At 64.7% G+C, this 10891-nt stretch carries 13 protein-coding genes and 1 tRNA gene; 10 read left to right on the forward strand and 4 right to left on the reverse strand.

Annotated elements, in window-relative coordinates; all coding sequences use genetic code 11:
* Positions 1-781: cation diffusion facilitator family transporter (locus LH475_RS11215; protein ID WP_297414071.1), on the forward strand; the 781-nt coding region annotated here is incomplete at its 5' end.
* Between the two features lie 5 nt (positions 782-786).
* Here LH475_RS11215 and LH475_RS11220 read toward each other — a convergent pair.
* From LH475_RS11220 to LH475_RS11235, 4 genes are all read right to left on the reverse strand, one after another.
* Entirely contained in the window at positions 787-1521 is a 735-nt protein-coding gene (locus tag LH475_RS11220; protein ID WP_297414086.1) for a VTT domain-containing protein, read from the reverse strand.
* Between the two features lie 123 nt (positions 1522-1644).
* Positions 1645-2322: a DedA family protein gene (locus tag LH475_RS11225; RefSeq protein WP_297414073.1), complete on the reverse strand. Its 678-nt coding sequence runs from the start codon at positions 2320-2322 to the stop codon at positions 1645-1647.
* A gap of 1 nt (position 2323) precedes the next feature.
* Positions 2324-2405: transfer RNA gene (locus LH475_RS11230), tRNA-Leu, on the reverse strand.
* 15 nt (positions 2406-2420) lie between these two features.
* Positions 2421-3374, reverse strand: coding sequence for a LysR family transcriptional regulator (locus LH475_RS11235; RefSeq protein ID WP_297414075.1), 954 nt, complete (start codon positions 3372-3374; stop codon positions 2421-2423).
* A 157-nt stretch (positions 3375-3531) separates the two neighbouring features.
* Between LH475_RS11235 and LH475_RS11240 the strand changes: the two genes are divergently transcribed.
* The 9 genes from LH475_RS11240 (at position 3532) to LH475_RS11280 (ending at position 10692) form a co-directional block, all read left to right on the forward strand.
* Positions 3532-4938, forward strand: coding sequence for an MFS transporter (locus LH475_RS11240; RefSeq protein ID WP_196844541.1), 1407 nt, complete (start codon positions 3532-3534; stop codon positions 4936-4938).
* A 97-nt stretch (positions 4939-5035) separates the two neighbouring features.
* On the forward strand, positions 5036-5851 hold the full coding sequence (locus LH475_RS11245; protein ID WP_297414077.1) for a 3-hydroxybutyrate dehydrogenase: 816 nt from the start codon (positions 5036-5038) through the stop codon (positions 5849-5851).
* 148 nt (positions 5852-5999) lie between these two features.
* Positions 6000-7232 (forward strand): ATPase, T2SS/T4P/T4SS family, encoded by a 1233-nt coding sequence (locus LH475_RS11250; protein ID WP_196844539.1) that lies wholly within the window; start codon positions 6000-6002, stop codon positions 7230-7232.
* Entirely contained in the window at positions 7229-8083 is an 855-nt protein-coding gene (locus LH475_RS11255; RefSeq protein ID WP_196844538.1) for a type II secretion system F family protein, read from the forward strand. Before LH475_RS11250 ends, LH475_RS11255 begins: the two co-directional genes overlap by 4 nt.
* Before the next feature lie 106 nt (positions 8084-8189).
* Complete coding sequence (locus tag LH475_RS11260) at positions 8190-9122, forward strand: type II secretion system F family protein (protein WP_297414081.1); 933 nt, start codon at positions 8190-8192, stop codon at positions 9120-9122.
* Positions 9123-9189: 67 nt separating this feature from the next.
* Positions 9190-9366 (forward strand): hypothetical protein, encoded by a 177-nt coding sequence (locus tag LH475_RS11265; protein ID WP_196844504.1) that lies wholly within the window; start codon positions 9190-9192, stop codon positions 9364-9366.
* Between the two features lie 9 nt (positions 9367-9375).
* Positions 9376-9792 carry a TadE family protein gene (locus tag LH475_RS11270; protein ID WP_196844503.1) on the forward strand — a complete coding sequence of 139 codons (417 nt, stop codon included), beginning with the start codon at positions 9376-9378 and terminating at the stop codon, positions 9790-9792.
* Positions 9767-10249: a hypothetical protein gene (locus LH475_RS11275; protein WP_297414084.1), complete on the forward strand. Its 483-nt coding sequence runs from the start codon at positions 9767-9769 to the stop codon at positions 10247-10249. Before LH475_RS11270 ends, LH475_RS11275 begins: the two co-directional genes overlap by 26 nt.
* On the forward strand, positions 10246-10692 hold the full coding sequence (locus tag LH475_RS11280; RefSeq protein WP_196844502.1) for a pilus assembly protein TadG-related protein: 447 nt from the start codon (positions 10246-10248) through the stop codon (positions 10690-10692). The genes LH475_RS11275 and LH475_RS11280 overlap by 4 nt, the downstream gene beginning before the upstream one ends.
* The last annotated feature ends 199 nt before the right edge of the window (positions 10693-10891 follow it).

The following is a 10891-nucleotide window of genomic DNA, read 5'->3' on the forward strand; positions in this document are numbered from 1 at the left end:
CCCCGCGCCCTTTATTTGGCGGGCGGTGGGGGCGGCGCCCCCCGCCCCCGGCCCCCCCCGGGGGGGCGCGCCACGGCCGGCCACCGACCGCGCCACTTTTGGCTTTGCGCGCGCCGAAGTGTTCGGCGCGCTCATCAATGGGCTGATCCTGATCGGCGTGGCCGGTGTAGTCGCCATCCTGGCCATCACCCGGCTCATCAGCCCGAGCGACACAGCGGTCCTAGGCACCCCGATGCTCCTCGTCGCCATCATCGGACTTGCTGCCAACGTGGCCGCACTGGTGTTGCTGCGCCCCGCCGCTGCTGGGTCCATCAACATGCGCGGCGCCTACCTGGAGGTGCTCGGCGATGCTCTGGGATCGGTCGCCGTCATCGTTGCCGCCATGATTATTCTGACCACCGGCTTTGCCCAAGCGGATGCCATCGCCTCGCTCGGCATCGCCGGAATGATCGTGCCGCGTGCCTACTTCTTGCTGCGCGACGTTGTGCGGGTGTTCAGCCAGTCAACGCCGGCCGACACCGACGTGAGCGAGATTCGCCGCCACCTGCTCGGAACGTCTGGCGTCGTCGACGTGCACGACGTGCACGTCTGGGCAATCACGAGCGGCGCCCACGTGTTCACCGCCCACATCGTCGTCGAGCCGACAGTGCTCGCTTCCGGAACCGACGCCCTTCTCGACGAGCTGTCGGGATGTCTCTCCGTGCACTTCGACGTCGCCCATTCGACCTTCCAGCTGGAACCGGCCGAACACGCCGAACACGAAGACCATCAGCACCGCTGAAGTGATCAGACCTCGTGGCGACCGGTGTGGTTGGTCTTGAACGTTTCGGGGTCGAGCAGGTGGCTGCCCGTCGCGGTGGTGGGCTGGCCGCGCAGCCGACGGGCCTTCACGACCGACTGCACGTAGTGATACACCGTGGGAATAAGGGTGACGACGACCGCGCCGAGCAGAATCATGTCGATGTACTTCGTGACGAAATCGGCCACCGGCGGAATGTAACCAAGGAAGTACCCGCCGAAGGTCAGGCCGGTGCCCCAGAGCAAGGCACCGATCAGGTTGTACAGGGTGTATTTGCGGTAGTCCATGTGGCCGACACCGGCGGCGACGGGTGCAAAGGTACGAACGATCGGCACGAACCGGGCGACGATGACGGCAACCCCGCCGAACCGTACAAAAAACGCATTGGTGCGATCCACATTCTTGATGCTGAACAGACCGGATTCCTTTTGCTCAAAGACGCGGGGACCGAACTTGTGGCCGATCAGATAGCCGACCTCACCGCCGAGGAAGGCGGCGAACCCGATGGCGAGGGCGACCCACCAGATATCGATCCGGATGACGCCGGCCGCCGGAAACGCGAGCAGTCCCGTGATGATCAGCAGGGTATCGCCCGGCAGCAAAAACCCGACCAACAGGCCGGTCTCGGCGAAGACGATCGCGCAGACGACGAGCAGCGCCCACGGACCAGCCGACTCAATGATGTGTGTCGGATCGAGCCAGGGAATCAGAGCGGTGTGAATCACGCGGGTGAACTCCAGTCGGCGGTGGGCAGACGTTCGGGTAACGACGGCGGATGCCGAGACACAGGGTATCGCCTAATGGTGAGAAATTACCCGGCTACGACCCCCTGAAACGGGGCGGAGTCAGCCGATTGTGGTGCTGATTTCGCGATCCTGAGCGGCGGCATCCGTTCGCCGCTGTGTCCGGTCGATGCGCCAGGTTCGATACCCCACCACAATCGAGGCCGTGATGAGTACGCCCGCGATAATGTAGGCCGCACTCTTGACGCCGGGGATTGTCGCAGCGTAGTAGCCGATGAGCGTGAGCCCCACGCCCCAGGACAACGCACCCAGCAGGTTGCTCGAAAGAAACTTATAGTAGTTCATGCGACCAACACCGGCGACGACCGGAACGAACACCCGAGCCCACGGCATGAACCGGGCGATGACCACCGACCACCAGCCGAATTTTCGGTAGAACGATTCGGTCTTGATGATCGCGGCCCGGGTGCGCCCGCCGCCGTGCCGTTCCAAATATCCGCGCCCGTAGTGACGCCCGAGTAGAAAACCAACCTGGTCGCCGAGGAATGCCGCGATTCCGGTGCCGATGACCAGAATCACAACGTTGATATTGCCCGTGGAGGCGGCCACCAGTCCGGAGCCGAACAGCAGCGAGTCACCGGTGATGAACGGAATGAACACACCCAGAAAAAGTGCCGTACCGGCGAAGACCAGGCCCCAAACAAGCAGGTAGAACAACACGGCGCCCGTGTGTGAGAGAACGTCGTTTAACTGACCGTCGAGTGCTGAAATCTGGACCATGTGCGGGAGAGGGGACTTGAACCCCCACGCTCGAAAGCACAGGAACCTAAATCCTGCGTGTCTGCCAATTCCACCACTCCCGCGGGTGTGGTCTTAGTCTAGTTGGCTGGCTCTGTACTGGCAGTGACTCCGAGGGTGTCGTGACCGAGCAGCGCGGCCGCATAGGACTTCATTTGGGCACGGAGCGCAGCCACGAGCGCCGCCACGGCCGGCAGCCGCAACGAATCGGTACGCAGGACCATCCAGTACGGCAGGCGCTCCTGAAAATCCTGCGGCAGCAGGCGCACCAGGTCGGCGTGTTGATCTGCCATGAAACAGGGTAGAAAACCGATTCCGGCGCCGGCCCGGGTGCCTTCTACGTGCACGAATACGTTGGTGGAACTCAGCGACTCCCGCATCTGCGGCACCAGTCGTCGGGGTGCATCGAGGTCGTCGACCTGAAGCATGGAATCCACAAAATAGACGAGCGGATGCTCGGTCAGCTCGGCAATGGTTTTCGGCGTTCCGTTCGTCTGTAGATAGTGACGGGAGGCGTACATTCCCAGGTTGTAATAGCCGAGCAGAATCGACTCCGCCCGGTGCACCTGCGGCTCACCCACGACGACTTCGATGTCCAGCCCCGAACGGTGCTGAAGGGCGCGTCGGGTGACGGTGACGATTTCAACCCGCAACAGCGGATGCTGTCGCTGAAGGGCGGCGATAGCGGGGGCGGCGATGTAGGCGCTGAAACCGTCCGTCGCCGACATGCGCACCACGCCGGAGAGCTGCAGGGCCTCAGCGTCGGAACTGCGCAGCAGAGTGACGGCGGATTCCACGCCCTCCGCGGCGGTTCGGGCACGTTCCCCGAGTTCGGTCAGCTCCCACCCACCTACGGCGCGGGCCAGCAGGCGACCGTCGAGGGCTTTTTCGAGCGCGGTAATACGCCGCGACACGGTGGTGTGGTTGAGTCCGAGGCTCTCCGCCGCGGTCGTGAACCGGCCGGTGCGGGCGACGGCCAGAAAGATGAGCAGATCATCGGGATGGGGGGCGGTGCCAGCCAGCGGAAAGGTCATATCTGCAATTATGCACACGCGCTCTGTCGTTTTGGTTCTTGTTGCCCGCTCGTCGTGCGTGAATACTCAGTCAAGTCGTGCTTTCGTTGCTGCGACCGAACTCTTCCGCAATCCTCAGGCCAACGACGTGTCATCGACGACACAAAGGAGACAGACAATGAGTGTCAACCAACGCGTTGGGGCTGCCGGTTCCGTCACGGCCACGCGAAACGCCGAAAGCGAAACCGAAAAATCCGGCTTGAAGAAGATCGTCGCCGCCTCCATGGTGGGAACGGTCGTGGAATGGTACGAGTTTTTTTTGTACGCCACCGCCGCAAGCCTGGTCTTCGGCACGGTCTTCTTCCCGAACGCCGGCAGTGAACTCGACGGCATCATTGCCGCCTTCCTCACCTACGCGGTGGGGTTCATCGCCCGGCCGCTCGGTGGCATCGTGTTCGGTCAGATCGGTGACAAACTCGGCCGCAAGCACACCCTGCAGGTGACGATCATCATGGTCGGTGCCGCCACCTTCCTGATGGGATGCCTGCCCGGCTTCGACACCATCGGCTACTGGGCTCCCGCGCTGCTCGTGGCCCTGCGCTTCATTCAGGGCTTCGCCGTCGGTGGCGAGTGGGGTGGCGCGGTTCTCCTCGTCGCCGAGCACAGCCCGAACCAGTCCCGAGGATTCTGGTCGAGCTGGCCTCAAGCCGCCGTTCCGGTGGGTAACCTGCTCGCCACGATCGTGCTGCTCACCATGACCTGGATTCTTCCGCCCGAGCAGTTCCTCAGCTGGGGCTGGCGTGTGGCGTTCTGGCTCTCCGCGATCATCGTCGTGATCGGGTATTACATTCGCACCCACGTCAGTGAAGCCCCGATCTTTCTCGAGGCGCGCGCCCAGGTTGAGGCCGAGAAGGCCGTCAACTACGGCGTGCTCGAGGTTGTGCGCAAGTACCCCAAGGGCATCCTCGGTGCCATGGGCCTGCGTTTCGCCGAAAACATTCTGTACTACATCATCGTGAGCTTCTCGATCGTGTACCTGAAAACAGTGCACGAATACGACACTGGCCAGCTGCTGATCGCTCTGCTGATCGCCCACGTCGTGCACTTCATCGTGATTCCGCAGGTCGGTCGGCTCTCAGACCGCGTGGGCCGCAAGCCCGTGTACCTCGCCGGCGCCGTACTCGGTGCGTCCTGGGCGTTCTTTGCGTTCCCGATGTTCGACACCCTGAACCCGGTGCTCATCATTCTCGCCGTCACGGTCGGGCTGTGCTTCCATGCCCTGATGTACGCGGGCCAGCCCGCCATCATGAGCGAAATGTTCCCGACTCGCATGCGGTACTCGGGTGTATCGCTCGGCTACCAGGTCACCTCGATTCTGGCTGGCTCGATGGCGCCGATCATCGCCGCCGCGCTGTTGCAGCAATACAATACCTGGGTCCCCGTCGCGATCTACATCATGATCGCCTGCGCGATCACGGTGGTCGCCGTGGTGACCCTCAAGGAGACCAAGGGAGTGTCGCTGCGTGAGGTCGATGCCGTGGATGCTCGCAAGCACGGGCTCGAGCCCGTCAGCCAAGCGAACTAGCCCGACGGAGTAGCCCGTGGTCCAAGACGCGGGGCACCGTTGGTGCCTCGCGTCTGGCCGACCTGCCCGTGCAGCGATCGCCAACCAAAGGAACATCATGACTGATCTCACCGACGCTGTCAGCGTCAGCGCTTCGCCCGTTCGAACCGCCGAACAGCCCCTCGCCGGGCGCCGAGCCCTCGTCACTGGCGGTGCGAGCGGAATCGGCGCCGCCGTCGTTCGGGCCCTCTCCGCCCGCGGCGCGCACGTCGTGGTTGCCGACATTGACACGGTCGGCGCGACCGCCCTGGCCGAGGAGGTCGGTGGGTCAATCTGGACCGTCAACCTCATGGATACCGACGGCCTCACCGACAACGCTTTCGCCGCCGCTCTGAACGGCGTTGATATTCTGGTCAACAACGCCGGAATTCAGCGGATCAACCCGATTCAGGATTTCCAGCCAGCCGATTTTCGCAACATTCTCACGCTCATGCTGGAGGCACCCTTTCTGCTGATTCGGGCCGTGCTGCCGCAGATGTACGCGGCGAATTTCGGGCGCATCATCAACGTGTCGTCGGTGCACGGTATTCGCGCCTCGCCGTTCAAGAGCGCCTACGTGTCGGCCAAGCACGGGCTTGAGGGCCTGTCCAAGGTGACCGCCCTCGAGGGTGGCGCGCACGGGGTGACGAGCAATTGTGTGGCTCCCGGCTATGTGCGCACGCCGCTGGTCGAGAAGCAGATCACCGACCAGGCACTCGTGCACGGCATCCCGGAGTCGGAGGTGCTCAGCCAGATCATGCTCACCGAGAGCGCGATCAAGCGTCTGGTGGAACCGGTCGAGGTCGGCTCGCTCGTGGCGTGGCTTGCCTCCGACGACGCCGCCATGGTCACCGGTTCGAGCTACACGATGGACGGTGGCTGGTCGGCCCGCTGACCCTGAGTCGGCAACGCGGGTGCGGCCACCGGTGGTCGCAACGGATGCCGCGGCATCCGTTGCGATTATTTTTGCTGTTCAGAGCACCGAGAATCAAGCCCTGTGGAGAACTTGCACGAAGAATCGTAAATGAGGCCATCATTCGGGGATGACCGAAGCCGTTCGTATCATTACAGAGCAAGTGCGACTGCGGGTGCGCCGCGAGGGCGTGGACCTTGCAGCCAACAACACGTTGGTGGAGCAGTACGTGCGCGACGAACTGCGCCGCTACAGCGAGCGGGCGCTCGGCGGGCTCGCCCCGATGATCGCCGACGAGCATCAGGCCACCCGTGAGGTCGTGGCGGCGCTCACCGGTTTCGGCGTGCTGCAGCCGTTTCTCGACGATCCCGAGATCGAAGAAATTTGGATCAACGGCCCGGCCCGGGTGTTCGTGGCACGCGACGGGGTACCCGAGCTGACCACGCTCCTGCTGGGCGAGCAGGATGTGCGCGACCTGGTCGAGCGGATGCTGCAAGCTTCCGGTCGCCGGGTCGACCTGTCGTCGCCGTTCGTCGATGCCTCCTTGCCCGACGGTTCCCGGCTGCACGTGGTGATTCCCGACATCACGCGTAAGCACTGGGCGGTGAATATTCGCAAGTTCACGCGGCGCATCCGCGATCTGAACCAGCTCGTCGGGCTCGGCGCGCTCACCCAGCAGGCGGCCGATTTTCTGCGGATCTGCGTGCTGGGAGGCCAGAACATTTTGGTGTCCGGCGCCACCCAGACCGGCAAAACGACGATGCTGAACGCCCTACTCTCGTCGACGCGGCCGGGCGAACGCATCGTGACGGTGGAGGAAACCTTCGAACTCGATCTGTCGGCCCGCGACGTCGTCGCCATGCAGTGCCGGCAGCCGAGCCTGGAGGGAACCGGGGAGATCACCCTGCGCCGACTGATCAAGGAATCGCTGCGGATGCGGCCCGACCGGCTGGTCGTCGGCGAGGTGCGCGAGGCGGAAAGCCTGGACCTGCTGATCGCCCTGAATAGTGGTTTACCCGGCATGTGCTCAATTCACGCCAACAGCGCCCGGGACGCGCTCGCGAAACTCTCGACACTGCCGTTGCTGGCCGGCCGTAATATCGACTCGTCGTTCGTGCTGCCGACCGTGGCCGGTTGCATCGATATCGTCGTGCACTGCGAGATTGATCGGCACGGCCGCCGCCGGGTCACCGAGATCATCGCGCCGAGCGGCCAGTTGGCGGGCTCGACCATCGAGGCGAGCCCCCTGTTTCTCTCCCCGCACGGACACCTTGAACCGACCGGTTCGCATCCCACCAAGCTCGCTAAGTTTCGTGCTGCCGGCGTAGACCCCGCGCAGGTGTTGCGGCAGGGGGCCGCATGATTCTCGCGTTGGGGTGCGTGCTCGGGAGCGGGCTTGTGCTGGTGCTCGCGCCGTTCCTGTGGCCGGCCGGTTCGCCCAAGCGGGCCGGGGTCGGCGAGCGGATGCGGGTGCGCCTGGTTCAGGGCGGGCTGCGGTCGGTACCGGTGCCGGCGTTCCTGGCGCTGTCGGTGATCGTGGGTGTGGCATCCGCTGCCCTGGTACACGGAGTCTTCGCGGTTCTCGCGCTCAGCGCGGTCGCTGGTCTGGCCGGGCTACTAGTGCCATGGCTGATCGTGTCGTGGCGCGCGGCGGCGCGGCGCAGGGCCAATCGCACGGTCTGGCCCGACGTCGTCGACCATCTGGTGTCGGCGCTTCGCTCCGGGCTGGCCTTGCCCGATAGCGTGAGCAGTCTCGCCCAGACCGGGCCGGTCGCAACGCGCATCGCGTTCGCCCAGTTCGAGCGTGAATACCGAGCCACCGGCAATTTCAGCTATTGCGTTGATGAGCTCAAACGTTCCCTCGCCGACCCGGTCGCCGATCGCATTCTGGAGACCCTGCGCATGGCGCGGGAGGTCGGCGGCAGCGACCTCACGGTCGTGCTGCGCAGCCTCGCAGCCTGGCTGCGACAGGATTCCGCGGTGCGGCTCGAAGTGGAAGCCCGCCAGTCGTGGGTGGTGAACGCGGCCCGTCTGGGCGTCGCGGCGCCGTGGATCATTCTGATTCTGCTCGCCTCGCGCCCCGAAGCGGCCATCGCCTACAACTCGCCGGCCGGTGTCGTCGTGATCGCGAGCGGCCTCGCCCTGTCGGTCATCGCCTACCGCGTCATGATCGCCCTCGGTCGACTGCCGGAGGAACGCCGATGGTTCTCGTGAATTTCGGCCTGTGGATAACTCTGACGCGCTCGGCGAGGATGCATCATCATTCAGGCATGACCCCAACTGGTACCCCGCAACAGTCTCAACGGCAGTGGTGCCGCCAATGAGCGCGGCACTGGGCTGGGCCGTGCTGTGCGGAACCGGCCTCGGCCTGGGGTTGTGGTCGCTCGTGAGCCTGACGCCGCGGCTGACCCGGCCCCGCCTGATTGATCGGGTGGTGCCATACATCCTCGATATTTCCCCGGAAGCACGCCGCATCGTCGCCCGGCGAACGGTGCACCCGATTCCCGTGCTGGGCAGCCTGTTCTCGCCGCTGTTCGGCGCGCTCACCCGTGGGTTGTCGAGTCTTCTCGGCGGCAGCGACACCATTACGCGGCGTCTGAATCAGGCGGGGTCGGTGAAGACCGTCGAGGAGTTTCGCTCGCTGCAACTCGTCTGGGCGTTGTTGGCCTTTGCTGCCGGAACGGTTATCACCATCGTTGCCCTGCCCGAGCTTCTCCTGCCCGCCCGCCTGGTGGTGCCGTTCGTGGCCGCGGTCGGCGGCGCTATGCTGCGGGACTGGCTGCTTCAGCGGGCAGCCAGCGCACGATTGGCCCGCATGCGCAGCGAGCTGCCGACCATTCTTGAATTCCTCACCCTGTCGCTGTCGGCCGGGGAAGGCATCCTCGATTCGATCCGACGGGTCTCGCACACGAGTTCGGGGGAGCTGTCGAGAGAATTCGCCGGTGTGATCGCCGACGTGCATACCGGGGTTCCGATCGGGACGGCGTTGCAGTCACTGGCGCGGAGCATCCAGTTGCCGGAAGTGACCCGGTTCGTCGACCAGGTCACCGGGGCCCTGGATCGGGGGTCACCACTGGCCGAGGTGTTGCGGGCGCAAGCGCAGGATTCCCGGGATCAGACCAAGCGCACGCTGCTTGAGATGGCCGGCAAGAAAGAAGTCGCGATGCTCGTGCCGCTCGTCTTTTTGATTCTTCCGATGACCGTACTGTTTGCTGTCTTCCCCGGGCTCGTTGTGCTTCAGGCCGGGTTTTGACGTTCCGCTCTACCTGCTTTTCTGCACTGCCCCTGCACCGTCCACGCTCACGAGAAAAGAGAATGCCATGAACCGATTCATGCTCCGCCTCCACAGTCTGGTTCGAGACGAAACGGGTGACGTGCCCGGCTGGGTGCTGATCACGCTCATGACGGCTGGTTTGGTCCTGATCATTTGGGGACTCGCCGGCCCCGCCCTCAGCGGGGTGTTCCAACAGGCCATGGACCGCGTCAGCAGTTTCTGACCGGGTCGCATGAACGAGCTCGGCAAGCGGAGGCGACACCTCGACCGGCTCAGGGACGAGGCGGGTTCCGCCGTGGCCGAATTTGTCATGGTGGCATCATTGCTGACTTTTCTGACGCTCATGGTCATGCAATTGGCCCTCGCGCTTCACATTCGCAACACCGTGCTCGACGCCGCTGCCGAGGGCGCTCGCTATGCCACGCTCGCCGACAGCAGCCTGCCCGCGGGGGCCCAACGCACGCGGGATCTGATCACGACGGCCATTGGAGCGACGTATGCAACGAATGTCGTGGCGCAGTACGGCGCGAGTGCTGGGTTTCCCACCGTCGAAGTGCGAGTGATCGCCCCGCTACCGCTGATGGGATTGCTCGGTGCTCCGCGCGGGTTGGAGGTGGTGGCTCATGCTGCGGTCGAATCGCTCGATTAGCGGAATCGTTCGCGCCATGCTGCGGGGACGGGAGGCGGGCTCAGCGTCGCTCGAGTTCATCACGGCGGGCATGATTCTGCTGGTTCCCCTCGTCTATTTGGTGCTCGCGCTGTCGGCCCTGCAGGGTGGTGCGCTCGCCGTGGAGGGTGCCGCGCGGCAGGCGGCCCGGGTGTACGCGCAGTCCCCGGATGAGGTCACGGCGACGGTGCGTGCCCGCCGAGCGGTCGCGTTCGCGCTTGAGGATTACGGTCTCGACCCGGGCGATGCCGAGGTACAGATCGAGTGTGCTGGTCGTGCGAGTCGTTGTCTGACCCGCCGGGGGCTCGTGACGGTCACGGTGCACATCGACATTGCACTGCCGCTGGTTCCCGACCTGCTCGCACTGAACCAGAGTGTACGTGTGCCGATGACGGCGGCGTCGACGCAGATCGTGTCCCGGTTTGGAGGGCTCGGATGAGCAGACGCCTGCCAACCGCGTCGAACGAGGACGGGTCCACCCTGCTGCTCATTATTTTCTATGGCTTTCTGGCCCTGAGTCTGGTGCTCGTGGCCCTGTCGGCGACGTCGCTCTACCTCGAACACAAGCGGCTGCTGAGCCTCGCCGATGGGGCGTCGCTCGCCGGGTCCGAGGCGTTCACCCTCGGTGCCGTGCAGCTCGGCGTGGTGGGGCCGCGGCCGCAATTGCGTTCGGACGATGTAACGGCGGCGGTGAACGAGTACCTGCGCCTCGTTCCGCACGGATCGTTCGAGGCGCTCACTGTGACGAGCGTGGCATCCGCTGACGGTCAGAGCGCGTCGGTGACGCTGCGCTCGTGGTGGCGCCCACCCGTGCTGACCCTCGTTGTTCCAGACGGTGTGCCGCTCGAGGTGACCGTGGTATCCCGGGCGGTGTTTCACTAGCGCTGGTCGCACACAGCAACTGAATCACGGCAAATCACGAATTCAGGCGGATCAGGCGTTCCAGGTGCGCCAGTGGGGTTTTGGGCTGGGGCTGTTGGCGCGGTGGGTGTGGGCGGGTCGCCAGGTGTGGGTGGGGAGCCAGGTGTGGGTGGGGTCGCCAAGTGTGGGTGGGGCGCCAGGTGTGGGTGGGGTCGCAAGG

It is taken from the genome of Cryobacterium sp., from assembly GCF_026786305.1.
GTDB lineage: Bacteria > Actinomycetota > Actinomycetes > Actinomycetales > Microbacteriaceae > Cryobacterium.